The 18,504-nt window shown below is 59.0% G+C and carries 20 protein-coding genes and 3 pseudogenes; 9 read left to right on the forward strand and 14 right to left on the reverse strand.

Features of this window, described 5'->3' with window-relative positions:
* Window positions 1-371: 371 nt before the first annotated feature.
* The 7 genes and pseudogenes from BM348_RS22550 to BM348_RS19830 all read right to left on the reverse strand — a co-directional run bounded on the left by BM348_RS22550 (window position 372) and on the right by BM348_RS19830 (window position 6,900).
* A complete protein-coding gene (locus tag BM348_RS22550) occupies window positions 372-722 on the reverse strand; it encodes a DUF4268 domain-containing protein (protein ID WP_092907734.1) in 351 nt (116 codons plus the stop codon).
* A 270-nt stretch (window positions 723-992) separates the two neighbouring features.
* Entirely contained in the window at window positions 993-2,036 is a 1,044-nt protein-coding gene (locus BM348_RS19805) for an NAD(P)/FAD-dependent oxidoreductase (protein WP_092907736.1), read from the reverse strand.
* Window positions 2,033-2,389, reverse strand: a complete 357-nt coding sequence (gene trxA, locus BM348_RS19810) for a thioredoxin (RefSeq protein WP_092907738.1) — start codon at window positions 2,387-2,389, stop codon at window positions 2,033-2,035. Before trxA ends, BM348_RS19805 begins: the two co-directional genes overlap by 4 nt.
* Before the next feature lie 223 nt (window positions 2,390-2,612).
* Window positions 2,613-3,205: pseudogene (locus BM348_RS22330) on the reverse strand (class I SAM-dependent methyltransferase).
* Window positions 3,126-3,836: pseudogene (locus tag BM348_RS19820) on the reverse strand (rhodanese-like domain-containing protein); the annotation flags it as partial. The pseudogenes BM348_RS19820 and BM348_RS22330, both read right to left, overlap by 80 nt.
* A gap of 70 nt (window positions 3,837-3,906) precedes the next feature.
* Window positions 3,907-5,700 (reverse strand): bifunctional metallophosphatase/5'-nucleotidase, encoded by a 1,794-nt coding sequence (locus BM348_RS19825; protein ID WP_092907740.1) that lies wholly within the window; start codon window positions 5,698-5,700, stop codon window positions 3,907-3,909.
* A 42-nt stretch (window positions 5,701-5,742) separates the two neighbouring features.
* Window positions 5,743-6,900, reverse strand: a complete 1,158-nt coding sequence (locus BM348_RS19830; RefSeq protein WP_092907742.1) for an aminotransferase class V-fold PLP-dependent enzyme — start codon at window positions 6,898-6,900, stop codon at window positions 5,743-5,745.
* A gap of 255 nt (window positions 6,901-7,155) precedes the next feature.
* Between BM348_RS19830 and BM348_RS19835 the strand changes: the two genes are divergently transcribed.
* Window positions 7,156-7,509 (forward strand): DsrE family protein, encoded by a 354-nt coding sequence (locus tag BM348_RS19835; RefSeq protein ID WP_175507273.1) that lies wholly within the window; start codon window positions 7,156-7,158, stop codon window positions 7,507-7,509.
* A gap of 49 nt (window positions 7,510-7,558) precedes the next feature.
* On the opposite strand, the pseudogene BM348_RS19840 reads toward BM348_RS19835, so the two are convergent.
* From BM348_RS19840 to BM348_RS19850, 3 genes and pseudogenes are all read right to left on the reverse strand, one after another.
* Window positions 7,559-7,753: pseudogene (locus BM348_RS19840) on the reverse strand (M20 family metallopeptidase); the annotation flags it as partial.
* 26 nt (window positions 7,754-7,779) lie between these two features.
* Window positions 7,780-7,968 carry a hypothetical protein gene (locus BM348_RS19845; RefSeq protein ID WP_394328120.1) on the reverse strand — a complete coding sequence of 63 codons (189 nt, stop codon included), beginning with the start codon at window positions 7,966-7,968 and terminating at the stop codon, window positions 7,780-7,782.
* 289 nt (window positions 7,969-8,257) lie between these two features.
* Entirely contained in the window at window positions 8,258-8,470 is a 213-nt protein-coding gene (locus BM348_RS19850) for a hypothetical protein (protein ID WP_092907819.1), read from the reverse strand.
* Between the two features lie 116 nt (window positions 8,471-8,586).
* Here BM348_RS19850 and BM348_RS19855 point away from each other — a divergent pair, with 116 nt between their 5' ends.
* The 8 genes from BM348_RS19855 (at window position 8,587) to BM348_RS19895 (ending at window position 13,213) form a co-directional block, all read left to right on the forward strand.
* Window positions 8,587-9,024: a DUF302 domain-containing protein gene (locus BM348_RS19855; RefSeq protein ID WP_092907744.1), complete on the forward strand. Its 438-nt coding sequence runs from the start codon at window positions 8,587-8,589 to the stop codon at window positions 9,022-9,024.
* A gap of 2 nt (window positions 9,025-9,026) precedes the next feature.
* Window positions 9,027-9,587 carry a class I SAM-dependent methyltransferase gene (locus BM348_RS19860; RefSeq protein ID WP_092907746.1) on the forward strand — a complete coding sequence of 187 codons (561 nt, stop codon included), beginning with the start codon at window positions 9,027-9,029 and terminating at the stop codon, window positions 9,585-9,587.
* A 296-nt stretch (window positions 9,588-9,883) separates the two neighbouring features.
* A complete protein-coding gene (locus BM348_RS19870) occupies window positions 9,884-10,378 on the forward strand; it encodes a hypothetical protein (RefSeq protein ID WP_092907750.1) in 495 nt (164 codons plus the stop codon).
* Between the two features lie 149 nt (window positions 10,379-10,527).
* Window positions 10,528-10,890, forward strand: coding sequence for a winged helix-turn-helix domain-containing protein (locus BM348_RS19875; protein ID WP_092907821.1), 363 nt, complete (start codon window positions 10,528-10,530; stop codon window positions 10,888-10,890).
* On the forward strand, window positions 10,890-11,153 hold the full coding sequence (locus BM348_RS19880; RefSeq protein WP_092907751.1) for a DUF7521 family protein: 264 nt from the start codon (window positions 10,890-10,892) through the stop codon (window positions 11,151-11,153). Before BM348_RS19875 ends, BM348_RS19880 begins: the two co-directional genes overlap by 1 nt.
* Before the next feature lie 108 nt (window positions 11,154-11,261).
* Window positions 11,262-11,987: an SCO family protein gene (locus tag BM348_RS19885; protein ID WP_092907753.1), complete on the forward strand. Its 726-nt coding sequence runs from the start codon at window positions 11,262-11,264 to the stop codon at window positions 11,985-11,987.
* A complete protein-coding gene (locus BM348_RS19890; RefSeq protein ID WP_092907755.1) occupies window positions 11,988-12,551 on the forward strand; it encodes a TlpA family protein disulfide reductase in 564 nt (187 codons plus the stop codon).
* Complete coding sequence (locus BM348_RS19895) at window positions 12,548-13,213, forward strand: cytochrome c biogenesis protein CcdA (protein WP_092907757.1); 666 nt, start codon at window positions 12,548-12,550, stop codon at window positions 13,211-13,213. Before BM348_RS19890 ends, BM348_RS19895 begins: the two co-directional genes overlap by 4 nt.
* 2 nt (window positions 13,214-13,215) lie before the next feature.
* Here BM348_RS19895 and BM348_RS19900 read toward each other — a convergent pair whose 3' ends face one another.
* From BM348_RS19900 to BM348_RS19920, 4 genes are all read right to left on the reverse strand, one after another.
* A complete protein-coding gene (locus tag BM348_RS19900) occupies window positions 13,216-14,139 on the reverse strand; it encodes a sulfite exporter TauE/SafE family protein (RefSeq protein ID WP_092907759.1) in 924 nt (307 codons plus the stop codon).
* 313 nt (window positions 14,140-14,452) lie between these two features.
* Window positions 14,453-16,240: a carbamoyltransferase family protein gene (locus tag BM348_RS19905; protein WP_092907761.1), complete on the reverse strand. Its 1,788-nt coding sequence runs from the start codon at window positions 16,238-16,240 to the stop codon at window positions 14,453-14,455.
* A gap of 448 nt (window positions 16,241-16,688) precedes the next feature.
* Window positions 16,689-17,819, reverse strand: coding sequence for an MBL fold metallo-hydrolase (locus BM348_RS19915; RefSeq protein ID WP_092907765.1), 1,131 nt, complete (start codon window positions 17,817-17,819; stop codon window positions 16,689-16,691).
* A gap of 179 nt (window positions 17,820-17,998) precedes the next feature.
* Window positions 17,999-18,403 (reverse strand): helix-turn-helix domain-containing protein, encoded by a 405-nt coding sequence (locus tag BM348_RS19920; RefSeq protein WP_092907767.1) that lies wholly within the window; start codon window positions 18,401-18,403, stop codon window positions 17,999-18,001.
* Window positions 18,404-18,504 lie beyond the last annotated feature (101 nt).

The raw sequence follows: 18,504 nt of genomic DNA on the forward strand, positions 1-18,504 counted from the left end.
AGCGAGATACTGCCATCGTGATGCGCTCTGATTTCTGGAACGTCGACCAACCCCTCTTCACGCGTTGCCGGGATTGCCGGGAGATTCTTTACAAACACCCTGCATTCGATCTTCTATTCGAAGCTGACGACGGTAATCTCGGTTTTGATATCTAAAGATTTGGCTCTGGTGAATCGCCATAGGGCGTTGGGTTGGACCTACATAGTGGCACTGTGAATGAGTCCAATCGTTTCGCCAGCAGAGATTCGGGGGAAACTGAAGCCAGAATTGTCCAAGAGTAGTGCATCGAGCACCTGATATAGAGTTGAAAGTCGCCGGAGTCTAGCGATTCACCAGAGCCAATATCTCATAAAACAGCTCGCCATGTTCAATCATCCACTGGTGGTACTCATCCCAGGATGTTTTCTCAGAGAGGACACAGGACGACGTAACGTGATTTTCGCTCGGTTGCTATTTCGTTGAGCTTCCTCAGGTGACCTCCAGATCAACGACTTACTCATCTCCTCTTCAATCTCTGCTTGTTGGCTCTTTAGTTGCTGGTAGGCCTCTTGATCGTCTTTGATGATCATCTGGCAATACAGATTACTTTCGACAGTATTGACGGTGAACTGGAGCTTGAAACCGGAACGTCCGATTGGGTTATTGTACCAGTGCTGGGGTTGGGTTTGCGTGCTCGGAGTGGGGTCTCTCGTTCGGTGATCAGGTCTCGGAACTGTGTCCAATACTCCTCTTGGAGCTTCTTTGTCTCGGAAACCTCTCCTTCAGATCTTTGGTCTTCTCTTTCCCCTCTGATGGATCTTCGACTGGGTTGAGTCGGACTGCAGGCGGTGATTCTGCGATCCGCCACACTTCTAATCTGATCGAAAACAGATCGATTCCCTCACGGCTGTTCTTGTTGAGCCAATGGAACGCGTCCTTGTGTTCGTCGTTAAACTGCGGAGACAACCAGACAATGATCCCCAACCTCACTATTCATAGCACTCATATTTCAGCTACAGAGGCATCTCAAGTGCGATTTCTTCCTCCCTCTTGAGCGCCTCAAGATATGCTTCGGCGTCAAGCGCTGCCATGCTGCCAGTACCAGCGGCGGTGATCGCCTGTTGATAGTGCGGATCAGCGACGTCGCCGGCGGCGAAGACGCCCTCGACCGTGGTCTTGGTCGTCGTGCGGCCGTCGTTGTCGGTTCGAGTGTGGAGGTAGCCGCTCTTGTCACGGTCGACGGCGGTCCCCTCGAGGAACTCGGTATTCGGCGTGTGCCCAATTGCGTAGAACACACCGCCGACGTCGATCGTCTCGAGCATCACGTCGGGGTCGTTTGCAGTTTTTTCGAGGGGATAGCCTTCGGGATGAGAGACAAGCGTCGCGCCGGTGATTCCCTCTTCTTGTGAGCCCTGGAGCGCTTCAAGTTCCGTATTCCAGCGGAACTCGATGGCCTCATTATCACGGGCGCGGTCAGCCATGATCTCGGATGCGCGCAGTTCCTCGCGACGGTGAACGATCGTCACGCTGTCGGCGAACTTTGCGAGGAAGAGCGCCTCTTCCATCGCCGAATCGCCGCCGCCAATCACGAGGACGTCGTCACCGCGGTGGAACGCGCCGTCGCAGGTTGCACACGTGGAGAGCCCGTAACCCATCAGTTCGTCTTCGTTCTCGGCGCCGACCCAGCGAGCGCTCGCGCCGCTCGCGACGATCAGCGCACGCGTTTGCAACGTGTCGCCGTTCGAGAGTTCGAGTTCGAACGGCCGCTCCTCGAGCGTCACGTTTTCGACAGTGCCGTGAGTGAACTCAGCGCCGAAGCGCTCGGCCTGGTCCTTGCCGTTTTGGATCAGCTCCATCCCGCCGACGCCCTCAGGGAAGCCGAGGTAGTTCTCGATGTCGGTCGTCAGCGTCAGTTGGCCGCCCGGTTCGGGTCCCTCGAGCACCAGCGGCTCGAGGTCGGCCCGCGCGGCATAGACGGCCGCGGAGAGGCCAGCGACGCCGGAACCGACGAACACTACGTTGCGAACATCCGTGGTCGTGTCTGTTTCCTTGTTCATTCGGTGTATCTCTCGATCAGGCTACGGAGTCGGTCTTCCGGCAGCGCGCCGGACTGCTGTTCGACCTGTTCGCCGTCCGCGAAGAAGGCCAGCGTCGGCACGCCGCGAACGCCGAACGAGCCCGCGAGTTGCTGGTGTTCGTCGACGTCGACCTTCGCGATCACGGCCTCAGTCGTGTCCGCGAGCTGCTCAAGGACGGGATTGAGCATCTGACAGGGGCCACACCAGTCGGCGTAGAAGTCAACGAGGACGGCATCGTGCGCCGTCGTGACGTTCTCGAGGTGGCTTCTGCCGTCGATGTAGATCGGTTCGTCGAGCGATTCTCCGGAGGCGCCGCGTGCATCAGTTGCCATCACCACTACGTATGGACTGATAGCGTTTAAAGGTTTTGTGAGATTTGTACAATATATAGGCAGAAGGGCTTGGAGTACCCTCGTACAGCGCACATGGTGATGAACGGAGAAATAAGCGGATAGCGTCGGATAGGTGGCCGCACAGGAGAATTCGGAGAGACATGGTGACGTTTTCGACGATCGAACCGTCTCTATCGGTTTTGCACATATAACTAACAACCAGTTATTCGACGGAGTCGGTCGGTTCCTCTGAGGGACTCGCGTCAAAGCGCACGAAATACCCGGCTCGCGTTCCGACGCGCGCGTCGAACGCCAGTCCCCGCCGTTCGACACGGCGTCGTAGCCCTTCGAATCCGACGAAGTGCGGGTCGGGGAGAGACTCGCCGACGACGAGTCGACCGTCCGGTTTCAGGACTCGCTCGAGTTCGTCGAGAGCTCGCTCCTGGTCAGGAATTTCCCCGAGGACTAAGACCAGATACGCGGCATCGAACGTGTCGTCCGGATACGGAAGCGATCGTGCGTCGCCGCGGATCGGTTCGATGTTCGGGTTCCCTCCTGTCGCATTCGCGCTCGGAGGTGCTCGACCATCTCCGATTGGACGTCCACGGCGTGCAGCGTCCCCGACGGTTCAATCGCTCGCACAACCGTCCCCGTGTAGTAGCCGGTTCCCGGGCCGACCTCGAGAAGACGTTCACCGGACCGGGGATGGAGCACGTCGCGCAGCCGGGAGCGAGTGATGACCGGGCGCGGGAAGTTGATCGCGTGGCGCTGGGCGTACGGGCACGGTGATGGGTTCGATCGCCTCGCCGTCGGCAAGAGGTTCGTAGTCGTACTCGACGCCCCGCTCGCTCGCGTGTTCTCCGAGATGGTAGGGGACGTCCAGCTCCGCCGCCAGTTTCGATCCACCCGAGATGTGGTCGGCGTGGACGTGGGTGTCGAGGACGCGTTCGATCGTCAGCCCGGCCTCCTCGGCGACGATTTTGAACTGGTCCGTCTGTCGCGTCGGATCGACGACTATGGCCGACTCGGCGTCTCTCGAGCCGACGACGTAGCCGAGACAGCCCTTCGCCCGTCGCTGGAGTTGCAGGACGTCGAGGTCGTCGTTTTCGGCCTCGACGGGAACGATCTCGTAGACTTTGCTCCAATCCTCCATGCCGCCCTTCACGACGGACACGTCGTCGTAGCCGTGTTGCTCGAGTTCGAAGCTGAACGGCGTCGATGTAAGCCCCTTTCCACAGATCGCGACTACTGTCTCTCCGTCTTTGGCCTCCTCAACGCGCTCGAGTTCCTCGTCTCCGAACTCGTTGTCCGGACCGAACGGGATGTTCTCGGCGCCGTGAATACGCCAGCCCTCGTAACTATCTTCAGGGCGCGTATCGACGAGCGTGAACGACTCGTTTGAGTCAATCATATCCGCGAGCCGTTCAGGGGAAATTTGGTTCACCATTGGAACCTCCTTACAATACTATCTGGTGCGAAGCCGCCGATAGTTCTCATCCCTGCATAGGCATCCTCAGCTACCGGTACGGATTTCGTCCGCTCTCGGGAAAGCGAGTCCTGGTTGGGATTAACCGCGTCTCGCAGTACTCATCTCCGCCGGCGTAATCAACCCCCGGTTGGATGTACGGGTATGGTCCGTCAGCGGGCGTATTCTGGACCCATCCGCCGTTGTCGGGCGTCTGGACGAGCGTCGTCTCCTCATAATCGATCGGCGAGTAGTCATTGAGGTAGTCGACGACAACGTCAACCGGAACGACGCCGTCTTCAATGTCGATATCTTGGAACGGGAAGCCGCAGTTTCCGAGATCCCGTTCGGGATCACCGGGGCGGGTAAACGTCGCGATCGAGTATTGCGCTTCGGGATCGACTGGTTCCCCGTCGACGACGAAATCGACGAGTCTGCGTTCGCGTTTCGCGGTCGGATCGATGATCACCTCCACGTTCGAAGAGTAGTTCCGGACACGGCCGTCCTCTTGCTCGTAAACGTACGGTGTGAAGTTGTCAGTGAGGAACGCCTCCATGTGGTTCAGCAGTTGCTGACCGTACGCCTCGCCGCGAGCCACTGGTGCGGTCATCGGAAACGCTTGATATAGGTGCTCAAGTGTTATCTCGCCGGCGGGAACTGCCGGACCGTAACGGAAGCCATGGGTGACCGCTAATTCGGTGCCGAAGTACGTTCGTAGTGCGTCGGCGAACAGCGCGTTCCAATCGCTCTCGAGGAACGATTGTCGATCGAGCGACGCCTCCGTCCTCCCGACGACTGTGTCCAGCGGCCGCTCGAGGGTTCCGTCCCCTCGATCGTAGGAGATTTCGTCGTCGAAGAACGGCGATCGGATATCCGCGACCGTACGTTCGGCTACCGGTTCCGGGTCGGATGTGTAGTCGTGGTCTTCGGCGAGACAATAGAGAATGTGCCGAAATGCGACGCCATCGTCATCGATGTGGAGGTCCACGCGGCCGAGTCCGTCACCTGTTCCTGATTCGACGACGAGAGTCTCCGTCTTATCGATTAGGATCGGCTCGTGCGTGTACTCGTGGGTATGCGCACTGAACAGAACATCAATACTCTCGATGTCCTTTGCTGCTTGGACGGCCCACGGCAACCCGATCTCAGTGACCGCGAGGACGACATCAGCACCCTCGTTGCGCACGGATTCTGCAGCTTCCTCGAGCAATGCTGGGTGCTTTCCGAACCGGTACTTTCCCTCGTGGAACGCCGGCGCCATACGGTCGACGTAGACGTTCGTCATCCCGACGATTCCGACGTCGACGCCATTCGCACGTTCAATCGTGTAGGGTTCGAACAGCAACCCGTCCGCATCTGGCCCGTAGAGGTTGTTCGCCAACACCTGCGCCTCGAGTTCGTCCATCAGATTCCGTAGGTTCCCGTCCTCGGCGGCCTCGTTCCCGAAGTCCCAGTTCCCCGGAACGTACACGTCCGGATCGATGTGCTCGGTTATCGGTTCTAGCATCGCCCTGCCCTTCGTGTACGTCGTCACCGCGGTGCCATGGAACGTGTCGCCGCTCATCAGCGTAAGCGTCTCATTGGTAGCCGAGCGGATCTCCTCGAGTTTGCCAGCCAACAGCGGGATCCCACCGCCGCGCCGGAGGATCCGGTTGTCGCCAGCGAAGTCGAAATCGGGGTGCGATTCGGGATTATCGTAGTAGACGTGATATTCGGGAACGAGCTGGCCGTGAAGGTCGCTGACGTGGAGACAGACTACGTCCGGTACTTGTCCCTGATCGCGGTCAGCCTCGTCCGATCCGTCGAGCCGCTTCCACTCCTCCAAGTATTCCGTGTCGAGATCCATACGATGCTCTTTCACGTCCTACGAGAGCATGTATTCAAGTCGTTACCCTGCATTGTGCTTCCGCAATTCCCACTCTTGCTCCAGTCCGTCGAGCAGTCGATCGATGTCGTTTGCAGTATTGACTGCGTGGACGGACGCTCGAACGGCGGTCGGAGATGGCAGTGCTCGAACGACGATTCCGTCGGCGGCCAGCCGTTCGACTGTCGTCGCCGGATCGTCGACATCGATGGTCACGAGCCCCGACTCCGGTACTGAGGGGCTGAGAAGACGGTCAGCGGGGACACCGTCTACTAGTCGGCCGGCGAGACGGCGGACGCGGTCTTCGATCCGGTCGATCCCGACTTCATCAATCACGTTGATTGCTTCCCGGAGTGCAACGTGGGGTGCCGGGTTCGCTGACCCAACTTCGAACCGACGTGCGCCGGCTGCGTACTCGTAGGGATCGTCGGATGGCGTCTCGACGCTTCGATAACCGACCGTTCGCGGCTCGAAACCCTCAGCGACGTCACGGTCGACGTAGAGGAAGCCGCCGCCCCACAGTCCGAGAAGCCACTTATGGCCGGCAGCAGCGACCGCGTCGGCACCCCACTCCGCGACGTTCATTGGTAGTTGTCCGGGGACCTGTACGGCGTCGACGAGCGCAAGCGCACCAGCGTCGTGGGCGATATCAACCAATTTCCCTACCGGAAGCTGCGTCCCGTGGGTCCACGTGACCGCGCTGAAGCAGGCGACTCTGGCATCCGTAACGACCTCGGCGAAACGCTCGAGATCGACGCGGCCGTCCTCGGTCTTGACGACCCGAACCTCGACGCCTTCCCGCTTGAGGCGTTGCCATGGGAGAATTCCAGCGGGATGCTCAAGGTCCGTCCGCACGACGACGTCGCCGGGTTGCCAGTCGATCGCGTTGGCGACGGCGTTGATCCCGGCCGTCGTACTCTCGGTGAGCGCGATCTCGTCCGGGTTGGCGCCGACAAACGACGCGACTCGCTCTCGAGTGCGGTCGAAGGCTCGAAACGCCGTCTCGTAGGGGTGGTCGCCAACCGGTGACTCATACTCGTGCTCGCGGACGAACTCGTCGGCGGCATCGACGACGTATTTCGGACTTGGACCGTGAGCGCCGAAATTGAGATAGGTTCCGTCCTGTAAGGCAGGGATATCCGCCCTGAACTCGGTCGGCGTCATCGTCGGACTCGGTTGCATACAGTATCTTACGAACGCAGTAGATAATAATCTTGGGTTTACTATGAAATACTAATGGCAGTCGCCGTGAACGAGCAATTCACCGACGAGCAACGGGGGTTGCAAGAAACCGGTCCCCAGTCCCATCTCGAACGCTTCGTTCATCCACAGAACCGTTCCTGGTGATTCGGCAACAACTATCGTGACCACTGAACGCTATTGCACACCTAATCGGAGGCGACAGTATTATATTATATTGGGGGTATAGTACAATACATGCCTGAACCAAGAGGCGATGACACTGGGGAACAATTGGGAATCGTACTCGAAACCAGCGATCCCGAACGCGCGTGGAACGCCTTTCGTCTCGGAATCACCGCACTAGAGAACGGAAACGACGTATCAGTGTTCCTACTCGGCGACGGCGTCGAAGCTGAGGAGATCACGGACGATCAGTTCGATGTACGGAATCGAATGGAGGAGTTTGACGAGGCCGGCGGGGAGTTGCTGGCCTGTGGCACCTGTCTGGACATCCGAAACAGCGATGGGAGCGAGGTCTGCCCGATCTCGACGATGAACGATCTCCTCGAGGTCGTGACGACCGCCGATCGAGTGCTGACGATCGGATAGTAATCGGTTCCGGATACCCTGCACAGCGGAGCGCTCGAGCGTCGGAGTGCTATCCGGATGGATCCATCCTGTCGACTGCAGACGCCCATACTTCGGACAGACACGCGTACACCATCGCGTTCCCGATGAGTGCGTCGACGGTCGTGTACTCGTCGACCGCATGGACGGTATCCGTCGCGAGCGCGAACTCTACCGTCAGAACGCCGGCGTTTCGAAGTGTCTTCGCGTCGCCGCCGCCGGTCGCGACGAGCAGGTCGTCTGTCTCGACCGTCACGAGTTTCGGTTCGCGATCGATGTCGGCGACCTCTGCGCCAGTGTGCAGGTCGACGCCCCGCTTTTCGTGAACTCTTTGGGCGTCACGGCTACGAGGTCGTCCAATTCGTCGACCACGCCCTTGACGTAGTAGGGCATCCCACAGGGGGCGTACGGCATCCACTCGCCCTTCTCGAAGACAATCACGCCGAGGTCCGGTTCCTCGCGTTTCGCCTATCTCGCGGCGCTTATTCCCACGACGTTACCACCGATGACGACGAACGTATCGGTCATACGTGTAGATTGGTGCGCTCCCATCTAAAGTATTTCTCATTATCCACAACACTATACATTCAAAGACAGCTGTGAAGAACGTTCTGCCGACCGACAACTGACGCTATTCGGCGTGTTTCGCCGAATACGGTGCAGTCGCCCTCGTGTCGTCGTTGATCGGTCACACGACGAAGGGAATGTTCTCCACGGCCGTCTAGAACAGTTACGTCTCGCAAGCCGAGCATCCGGACCATAGTCGGAACAACAGCGCGAGGGCACCGAGCACGGTGAGTACGAAGAGTCCTTCTACGAGACCTGCGACCAGTCCGACGGTAGTACCGCCGGTGACCGCCATCGTGCCGGGTCCGACACAGCAGAGACTTGCCAGCCCCGCGAGGCCCAGTAGCGACCGTCGGGAGGCAGTGACCGAATTCATGGGTGAATTTCCGAAACCGAGGCGGATATGTGTTCGGACGATTTTCCGAGTCGGCGAAACGGTAACGGCGAGATCCGAAGTGACTTTCGTATACATCCCAATACTTCTCACGAACAATGCTACCTATCGATCCCGCGAAGATCGATCCGGACGACATCGGTGCGAAACAGACGACCCTCGAGACGGACCATGAAGACGCCATCGAACACGTTCGCGAAGTGTTCACCGACGCGGGATTCGGCGTTCCCGTCGAATTCTCGCCGTCGGAATTGCTCAACGAGAAGGTCGATGCTGACCGCGACCCCTACTACGTCCTCGGCGCGTGTAACCCGTCGGTCGCCGACCGGGCACTCGAGGCTAGCGACGGTAAACTTGGCGCGCTGTTCCCGTGTAACGTCGTCGTCTGGGAGGAAGAACCCGGTCGACAGCGCGTCTACCACGTCTCGATCATGCGGATCGCACGACTAGTCGGAATAGCACCGGAGGACGACGAGATGGAAGACATCGTCGCCGAGACCAGCGAACTGGTCGATACTGCGTTCGAGAACCTGTAACCATGGGATACCACACGTTCGACGCCGAACGAGCGGACAAGTTAGAGGTGGCCGGACGGCGCTATCGGTTCGTCTCGGCTGAGGAACTGCTGTGGGCGCTCTCCCTCTCGCCAGAGGACACAGTTGCCGACCTCGGCAGTGGAACCGGCTTTTTTACCGATGACGTCGCACCATACGCCGGTGAGGTCTACGCAGTTGACGTTCAAGAGGAGATGCATGAGTACTACCGAGGGAAGGGCGTCCCGGAGAACGTCGATCTCGTGACCAGCGACGTGAGCGACCTGCCGTTCGACGACGGCGGCGTCGACACCGCGTTCTCGACGATGACCTACCACGAGTTCGCGAGCGACGCGGCGCTGGCCGAGATTCGCCGAGTCCTCGCTGCCGACGGCCGACTCGTCGTCGTCGACTGGGCGGCGACCGGAACCGGAGAGAACGGTCCGCCGGTCGACGAGCGCTACAGCGCCGACGAGGCAACGGACACCCTCCGCGAGGTCGGGTTCGATATCGAACACGAGGCCGTCCGACCGGAGACCTTCCTGCTGATTGCTACGCTTGAGTAACGAACTCGTCGATTTGCTGAGTCAGCAAATCGGAGGTGGTAATTTCAGGGTATCACTCCTCGATTCAGTCGGATGCACCTGTGCGACTCGAGCAGAGAAAATACGATCAAACGTGTCGAAACGATCTCGTATCCATTCGAGAGATGGTGGGGAACGATTGGCTTCGTTTTCGTCGGTGTTGCGTTACTCCCGTACGACAGCGCTCTAATTAGCGCCACTGAGATCGCCATGTTGCTGTTTTTCCTCGGACGGGTGGGTCATCCCAAACGGTGTACGATCACGACGGGGGATCCGAAATGAGTGGACATAGTTTACTCCAATCGATCCGATCCGATTGGCGAACGATGATATGGGGGATAGCCGCTGGAATCAGCGTGTTCCTGCTATTCGGACTTGTTACTGGACTTATCCCGAATCCACTCTACGTCCGGATGGTCCCGCGGACATGGATTGACTACATGTTTCTGATTCTGACCGCGCTTCTGGCGGGCATCTATACCGCACAACGAGTGGCGACAACGGGATCTAAACCCGACCTCAAGGACACCGACGGGAGCGAAATCGACGATTCGAGCAATGAAGATCGCTGGGTTTTCGGCGGCCTCATTGGCGGGTTCCTCGCGGTCGGTTGCCCGATCTGTAATGTCGCCCTGCTTGCATTGTTCAGTTCGTCAGCGCTCATGACGTACTTCGATCCGTTACGACCGGTGATCGGCATACTCTCAGTGTCGATACTGATCGGACTGATCTATACTCGTCACAGACGGTCGTGTTCATGCTGCACACCGTGATCGACGCAATCGTGTGCCCTCGCGGAATCGTCGCGATACAAAATCAGCAGTCACGATGTGCGCCTCGAGCGTGTGTACAAGAGGATACCGATGTTTTGCTGAATCAGCAAATCGTGTCCTATTTGGCGCTTAAAGACGGGATATATCATGTGCAACACGGAGGTCCCTCGGATTCGACGGAGATATTCCAGATCCTCGCAGACGAGTATGCACGGGAGATTCTCCTCGCAGCGGATCGGGATGGACCGAAGACCGCAAAAGCTCTCAGCAAAGAGTGTGACGCCTCGCTCGCTACGGTTTACCGCCGAGTGTCGAGGCTACAAGACCATGGACTCATCGAGGAGCGTCGAACCGTCGACTCGGACGGATCACACCGTAGTGAGTTTGAAACAGCGCTCGAAGAACTCCACATAGATATTACTGACGGACAACTCTCACTGGCGATAGAGACGCGGGACGAACTCGCTGACAACTTTACGGCGCTCTGGAATGGGCTCCGGGGTGACAAATAGTGGAACTCTCGTTTCTCCTCGCTAAATCGTTCACACTCCTTTTGAGCCTGATCGTCGCGTATCTGGCGTATCACGGCTATCGACGATCCGGTCAGAAGCCGATGCTGTACGTCTCCGGTGGATTCGTCTTTATCGGTGCCGGTGCGATCTGTGAAGGACTTATCTACCACGTATTCGGGACGACAATCGCATCTGCCGCTCTTGTTCAGGCAGTTATCGTCTCGAGTGGCATGGGACTCGTCCTTTTGTCGCTCACGAAGTAGTCTCAAATACTTGCATGCTCAGAGCATGTCTCGTTATACACGAATGGCGTTTTGCTGACCCAGCGAATCGCCGTTCGGAATTTACGATTCCCACCGAAATGCCGATGCATGAACCGGCGTTTCTGCCTCCGATCGATCGGTTCCTCGAGTATCGCCGCCGTTGCAGGTTGTCTAGATTCTCTCCCGACTGGTGACGAGGGAAATGCGGACACCGGTAAAGGTAGTGATCAAAAACATGCTGACGGAGTGACCCTTGGACCGCCTGAACAGGACCTGAGCGAGGCATCCCACCCGAGTTACGGTGACGAAGCCCCGGCGGTCTCGCTTCCTGATCCGTTGACTGGTGAGACCGTTTCGACTGATCAGTTCGAAGGTAGTCGATCTACCTTGATGACGTTCTTTTACACATCGTGTCCTGATGGCGTCTGTCCTGCGTTGTTACTGCGGTTGCGACGAGCACAGGAGGTAGCGGCTGAGCAGGGGTACGGTGATGAGGCTGCGTTCCTCGCGATGACGTTCGACCCCGAGCGGGATACTGCGGACGTGTTAGAGACGTATGCCGGCGAACAGGGCGTCGATCATGATGCCGAAAACTGGCACTTCCTGCGACCTGAACGGTACGACGACGGCAAAGAGATCGTGACCGAACAGTTTGGGTTACCGCTCGAGAAGCGGGATGCTGACGAGTACGAGAATCTCGACTACATGTTCCCTCACTTGCCCTATATTTTTCTCGTCAACGAGCGGGGACTCGTCGAACGTGTCTATCCAGACGGCGCGACTATTTCGCCATCAGAAGTAGTGGACGACCTCGAAACGGTGGTGAACGGATAGATGCGACGACGAGACGTGCTTACCGGTGTAGGAAGTCTGGGTATCATCGGCGGAGCCGGGGTATTGGCAGTTCGTGGCCCACCGTCGTTTGCCGGAACCGACGACTCAGACGGCGGTGAAGCGACGACTGCTGACCCGATGATGATCGAGACGATCGACGCACCGGGAAGCGAAGCCGGCGAAGTTCGCGTTCCGGCGACCGATCAGGCGACGTTCATCGATTTCTTCGGAACGTGGTGTCCGCCGTGTGTCGAGCAGATGCCTGCACTCGCAGCGGTCAACGAGCGTCTTGGCGATGATGTGCTGTTCATATCGGTCACGAACGAGGCGATTGGCTCAGCTGTCACCAAAGAAGAACTCGTCGATTGGTGGACGAAACACGACGGAAACTGGCTCCTCGGACTCGATCCGACTGCTGAACTGACAGCACAGTATCTCTCCGGGGGGTATCCGTCTGCCGTCGCGATCGATTCGTCCGGACGGGTTCAGTGGTCGGATGCCGGCGTCAAGACCGCCGACGAACTTGCGGCGGGAATCGAACTGGCGCTCGAGGCGGAGAGATGATCGACGCCTCGCTGCTGTCGACGGTCGCTTTCGCGCTCACCGCCGGCGTGGCGACCTTCTTCAGCCCCTGTGCGTATCCGCTGTTGCCCGGATACGTCGGATTTTACGCCAGCCGGACTGACGGGGAGAACGCGTCGATCGTCGGGGCGACCGTTCGAGGCGTCGTCGCGGGTATCGGTGTCTTGGGTACGTTCGCTGTCCTCATCGGTGGGACGTTCTGGCTGGGTCAATCGATAGTCTCGCGGCTGACGATCTTCGAGTCACTCGTCGGCGGGCTGTTAGTCGTCTTCGGCGTCCTCGTTCTGGTCGGTCGTGCGCCCTCGCTGTCGATCTCACTGCCGGAACGGCGCTCGAGCGTTGCCGGGTTCGGGATTTTCGGCGCTGGATACGCGCTTGCGGGAGCTGGGTGCGTCGCCCCCATTTTTCTTGCAGTCGTTGCTCGGTCGGTGTCGCTACCGACAGAGTCGGCAGCGCTTGTCCTAATAACCTACGTTGGAACTGTCGTCACCTTGATGGTCGCTGTAACAGTTGCGACCGGGATGGGACTCGTGGCGAGTGCGAGTCGATTCGCAGCCTATTCGGGCCATTTGAAACGATTGGCGGGCGGCGTAATGATCGCTGCAGGCATCGGGCAACTGTATCTGGCGTTGATCGTCTACTAAGTTCAAAAGAACAACGTTGGCACGGTGTTCCGCAAGATGTTAAGTGAGATGACGAACAGTAGTCCGACGACGAACCAGTTGAACGTTCGTTCGTCGAACTCGAGACGCCGGAGGTACGTGCCCAACAGCAGGCCGACGACCGTGACCACTGCAATCACGGAGCCGAGCCAGATCCGATAGGTCGTCAGGAGCTCGGTAAATAGCGCCATCTGGACGATCCGGACCGTGAATATCGTTCCGAGCACCATCGAGAGTCCACCGATGTACCTCTCGGCGTTTCGTTCGAAGGTGTGGAAGTACGCCGGCAGTAGCGGTCCAAGGTTCGCGAACGCGAGCAAAAATCCCTGCGAGAATCCTGCGGTTCCGAGAGCAAACGGATGGTGTGCCTCTTCGACCATGACGAAGTTCTGGGCGACTTGAAAGGCGACGTAGCCGAGGAGGACGAGGGCGATGACGAAGGGGACCAGCGGCCCAGTGCTGAACGTCGCCAGCGCTACGACGCCGAGGACGGTTCCGACGATGGCGAGTAACAAGAGCGGCCACTCTTCGCGAACGAACGCCCGTCCCGTACTGGTTTCTGCGATCTGAAACATGTTGAGCATCCATGGCGGGATAGCCAGGACGACGACGGCGACGGTTGGATCAATTACTGTGGCGAAGATCGGCGTCATGATGAGCGAGTAGCCGAAGCCGGTCATTCCCTTCACGATACCAGCGACAACCGCGACCAGACTCAACGCGGCGAGCAAGCCGATTGAGAGATCCGATTCAATACCTTGGCCGACGCTCTCGAATCCGGGGAAGAAGACAATCGAGGCGACGAAAGCGGCCAGCGTCGCGCCGACCATCGTCAGTTCTCGAGACCGGAACTCCAGGAGGTTGCTGAGGAACTGTTCGATATCGGCTGGAGATTCGGGAGCACTCATGCTAGTTCGAAGACGAATTGAGACGACACGAAGTCGTGATTATGGAACGTTCACGGGCCGACCGTATTCCACTGTTCGATACGGCGAAATTTATCCTGGTTCGAGTCACTGATGCCTCACCAAAACACGGTATCAACCCCTCGACGGAGCGTGTTCACAGGATAGTCTCGCTAAATCGACCCGTCGCAGATACCAGTAATATCATCCGTTATTTCCACCGAACAATTGAATACCAACGACTAATGACCGAAATCATCTCTACAGAAGTCAACGCAAAGTGTCTCGAAGCTCGAGCCTGAGGCAGTTCACGTAGCTATTTTGGTGCCGCAGTCGCCATGTTACCCACCTCAAGGGCCAGTTCGGAATCGCGGTCGGTTTTTGTCGTTTCCTTTTCGATCACGAAATCCTCGAGAACGAGTACATCTAGACCCATCCCGTAGAAGTCCTTGATCGCTTGCGTCGGCGTCCGTACGATCGGTTCGGCGTGATCGTTAAACGAAGTGTTGAGGACAACTGGCACGCCGGTGATGTCGGCGAATTCGGAGAGGAGACGGTGGTAGCGTGGATGTTGCTCCTCACGAACTGTCTGCGGACGCGTCGAGTCGTCAGACGGATGTAGGACTGCCTCCAGGTCTCTGGTTTTCTCGGGTCGAACGTCGTACGCGTCGATCATGAACGGTGACGGTCCGTCGTTGACGAGGTACTCATCGGCGGCTGACTCGAGCATCGACGGCGCGAACGGACGCCACTCCTCTCGATGTTTGACGAACCGGTTCACCCGGTCTCGAGATGCCGTGGTGCGAGGATCGGCGAGGATGCTTCTGGCACCGAGCGCCCGCGGTCCCATCTCCATCCGGCCCTGGAACCAGCCGACGAGGTCGCCGTCGGCGAGCCGTTCGGCGACGTACCGCTCGAGGTCCTTCGGTTGCGCGTACTCGAGTTTGTTCGTCTTGACGGTCGATTTTATCTCTTCGGCGTCGTATTCGGGACCGAGATAGACAGTGGTCTGACGGTCGACGGCCGACGGCGACTGCCCCGTCCATCCCGCACCGAGCGCGAGTCCCGCGTCGTTGGCGACCGGTTGGACGAAGATATCGTCGATCAGCGGCGACTCGCGAACGCGTTTGTTCAGTTTGCAGTTTAGCGCGACGCCGCCCGCCATCGAGACGTTCGCCGTGTCCAACTGATCGACGGCTGTTTCCGCGATGTCGACGACCGTCTCCTCGAGCAGTTTCTGAGAGGTATGCGCGAGGTCTTTCTCCCACTGGTCGAACTCGCCAGGCGTCTCGTTTCGAGGACGGCCAAACGCGTCCTCGAGGGTTTCGGTGCCGTGGCCGGTTCCCCAGCGCTTCGTCAGTTCGGTGACGTCGTAATCGGCGCCCGTGTCGATCAACTCGCGCAGGACGCCTTCGATCTCCGGATTGTCCTCGCCATAGGGTGCCAGCCCCATCACTTTCCCCTCGCCGTTGAACATCCGGTAGCCGAGGAACTCCGTGACGACCGCGAAGAAGAGTCCGAGACTGTTCGGGTGTTCGTAGGTGTACGCGCGTGTCAGGCCGTCCTCGTCGTCGGCATACCAGACGACTGTCGAATCGTACTCACCTTTCGCATCGATCGTAAGAACGACGCCATCGTCGAACCCGGACGGATGGAACGCGCTCGCAGCGTGGCAGCGGTGATGCGGAATCGTCTCGATCGGCGGCACCGGCGAACCGATCGACTCGAGGCGATTCTCGATCTGTCGGGTCGGAACGAACCGGCTCCGAACCTGCGTGACGAGCGTCTGCTCGAGTGCGGAGAGTTTTCGTCCAAATCCGGGTACTTGGATCGCGTCGGAAACGTAGTGTGAAGCGATCTCGCCACGGAGCTGCGGCTCGTACGGGAGGAGAATCCGATTCAGGTCCGGAAGAGACAGGTTTCGATAGTCGAGACACGCCCGGATCGCGTGTTTGGGAAACGTATCCGTGGCGTGTTTGTCCCGCGTGTATCGCTCTTCCTCAACGCCGAAGACGGGCGTTCCGTCATCGAAGAGAACGGCGCTCGGGTCGTGCTGGCCGTAGAGTCCGATCGCCGGTTTGAACGCGAGTTGATAGTCAGTCATGGCTCGTGAAAGTGATGTATCGTAACCTAACCCAGGAGACGGCAAAACGACGCTGACGATTTGCTGACCCAGCAAATCGTCGGCAACGCAGTCGTGTTCGTCGTCGGCCTGGCACTGGCGGTCCGCATTCGAACGGATCTCGACGCGATCGAGCACTCTGCCCGAGACCTCGCCCGGCGCGACGCCTGCAAGCAGTCCACCGACCGTCAGTGTCAGCTACCGCTCGACGCGTATTCACGGTTCTCGTCGATGTTTCTCCGACAGCAGAAATCGGTATACCCGATTGAACTGGATACCGGTTCGTGAACGGGAAAACTGTTCCATTGGGGCCGGAATCCGCTGGGCCGCACGTTCGTCTTCCAGTTCCCGTTACCGAACCCAAACTGTTCTCTCACGACGGTCGTCCAGAGCTCCGACGACAGCGTGACCGTTCGAACGACTGACGACATTAGTTCGCAGCGCAGTTGTTCGGCCCGAGTTCGAGCGCCTCGACGTCCCCGCCGGGTTGCTCCCTGCCCCAGTTGATCTGCTTAATCTCGTTGTAGTTCGCTGGTTCGTCCGCGAGGCTCTCGACGATGGTCTCGACGAACGCCTCCTCGTCGCCGTCCTCGACGTGACTCAGGAGTTCGTTGGTCGTCTCTTCCTGGAGGTCGCCGAGTTCGGTCGCGAGCGGGCGAATCGACTCGTCACTGAAGTGACCCGGAAGGACGACGGTCTCGTCCGCGAGGTCCGTCAGCCGCTCGAGGCTGTCGAACAGCTGGCTCGAGGCCTCCCGAATGGCCTCCTCCTCGCTGTCCTCGAGGTCGGGACGGCCGACGCTGCGGAGGAACAGCGTGTCTCCGGAGAGGAGAGCGTCACCGAACCGGAACGAGACGCTGCCGGGGGTGTGTCCCGGCGTGTGGAGCACCTCGAGGTCCCGGTGGCCGACGGGAATCGTCTCGCCGTTTGCGAGTTCCGTGACGTTCTCGAGCTCGCCGGCGTCGTCCCCGTGGAGGTGATAGGGAACGTCGAGTTCACCGGCGAGTCGGCGGGCGCCCGAGACGTGGTCGGCGTGGGCGTGGCTGTCCGCGACGCCGACGATCTCGAGGTCGCGCTCGTCGGCCGCGTTCAGGTACCGATCAACGTACTGGCTCGGATCGACGACGACGGCCTCCTCGCCGTCGTGGGCGAGGTACGAGACGCAGCCCGTCCCGGGGCGGACGACCTGAACGACTCCCTCGACACCCGCACTCTCCTCAAGGTCGTACTGACGGTGGACGCGACCCCAGCCGTTCATGCCGTCGTCGATGGATCTCGCGTCGAACCCGTGTTCGCGAAGGAACTCCGCCGCTCGCGTGGACGTGATGCCAGCGACGCAGACGACCGCGATCTCCGTGTCTTTCGGGAGCTCGTCCAGGTGCTCCTCGAGCGTGGAGTAGTTGTACTCCAGCAGTTCGTCGTAGATGGGTACGTTCGTGCTCCCGTCGATCCGCCACTCCTCGTAGTCGTCCTCGTTCCTGACGTCGAGGACGAAGAGGTCCTCCTCGTCTTCTTCGATGCGTCGTGCGACTTCCGTCGGATCGAAGTTAATATTGTTCATTTCACCCAATTCTACACGATACTGGCCCTTAAGTCCGTTGCCGGACTGTGCGTCAGTCGATGTCTCCGTCGGAACTGAGGGCTGGACGTGAGACGAAATGCTGAGATGGGAGCGCTGTCGAACGGCACTCCGCAGCGGAGACTCGAGAGTCTTCCGAGAGTTCCGATACCAGATTTCAGTTACTGGGCGGGGACTTCTGTGCCGGCCTCGGCGTGTTCGTACTTGTCCTCGAACTCCTGAATGAGCTGGCCCATCTTCGCGTACCAGTCGTTCAACATCCGCTGCATGTCGTTCGCGATCTGGGTCGGATCAGTCGGGTAGTAGACGTGGTAGTAGCCGCCCTGCTCGTAGTTGATCTGCTCCTTCTGGATGAAGCCGCTCTGGAGCAGTCGCTGGATCGATCGGTACGCGGTCGAGCGCTCGCGGTCAACCTGGTCGGCGACCTCGTCGATTGTCAGCGCCTCCTCGCTTTCGACCATTACGCGAAAGCAGTCCTTGTCGAGTTGCTTGAGCCCGTGGATACACTCCAGCAGCCCCTCGCACTCCATGTCCTGCTGTAGTTGCTCTGCCATTGAGTCAGCCATTTAACTATCACGTGGTAGGGACCGCGACGATATAAGGATTGTGCGAATATTGTACAATCTCGGTGAGCCGATATCTGAATGGGGTGAGTGGCGTCTACGGC

Source organism: Halostagnicola kamekurae, from assembly GCF_900116205.1.
Lineage (GTDB): Archaea > Halobacteriota > Halobacteria > Halobacteriales > Natrialbaceae > Halostagnicola > Halostagnicola kamekurae.

Bases quoted from the DNA above. Each gene is read 5' to 3' on its own strand.
- BM348_RS19805 (WP_092907736.1), bottom strand. From the start codon at position 2,036: ATGAACAAGGAAACAGACACGACCACGGATGTTCGCAACGTAGTGTTC.
- trxA (WP_092907738.1), bottom strand. From the start codon at position 2,389: ATGGCAACTGATGCACGCGGCGCCTCCGGAGAATCGCTCGACGAACCG.
- BM348_RS19825 (WP_092907740.1), bottom strand. From the start codon at position 5,700: ATGGATCTCGACACGGAATACTTGGAGGAGTGGAAGCGGCTCGACGGA.
- BM348_RS19830 (WP_092907742.1), bottom strand. From the start codon at position 6,900: ATGCAACCGAGTCCGACGATGACGCCGACCGAGTTCAGGGCGGATATC.
- BM348_RS19835 (WP_175507273.1), top strand. From the start codon at position 7,156: ATGCCTGAACCAAGAGGCGATGACACTGGGGAACAATTGGGAATCGTA.
- BM348_RS19850 (WP_092907819.1), bottom strand. From the start codon at position 8,470: ATGAATTCGGTCACTGCCTCCCGACGGTCGCTACTGGGCCTCGCGGGG.
- BM348_RS19855 (WP_092907744.1), top strand. From the start codon at position 8,587: ATGCTACCTATCGATCCCGCGAAGATCGATCCGGACGACATCGGTGCG.
- BM348_RS19860 (WP_092907746.1), top strand. From the start codon at position 9,027: ATGGGATACCACACGTTCGACGCCGAACGAGCGGACAAGTTAGAGGTG.
- BM348_RS19870 (WP_092907750.1), top strand. From the start codon at position 9,884: ATGAGTGGACATAGTTTACTCCAATCGATCCGATCCGATTGGCGAACG.
- BM348_RS19885 (WP_092907753.1), top strand. From the start codon at position 11,262: ATGAACCGGCGTTTCTGCCTCCGATCGATCGGTTCCTCGAGTATCGCC.
- BM348_RS19890 (WP_092907755.1), top strand. From the start codon at position 11,988: ATGCGACGACGAGACGTGCTTACCGGTGTAGGAAGTCTGGGTATCATC.
- BM348_RS19895 (WP_092907757.1), top strand. From the start codon at position 12,548: ATGATCGACGCCTCGCTGCTGTCGACGGTCGCTTTCGCGCTCACCGCC.
- BM348_RS19900 (WP_092907759.1), bottom strand. From the start codon at position 14,139: ATGAGTGCTCCCGAATCTCCAGCCGATATCGAACAGTTCCTCAGCAAC.
- BM348_RS19905 (WP_092907761.1), bottom strand. From the start codon at position 16,240: ATGACTGACTATCAACTCGCGTTCAAACCGGCGATCGGACTCTACGGC.
- BM348_RS19915 (WP_092907765.1), bottom strand. From the start codon at position 17,819: ATGAACAATATTAACTTCGATCCGACGGAAGTCGCACGACGCATCGAA.
- BM348_RS19920 (WP_092907767.1), bottom strand. From the start codon at position 18,403: ATGGCTGACTCAATGGCAGAGCAACTACAGCAGGACATGGAGTGCGAG.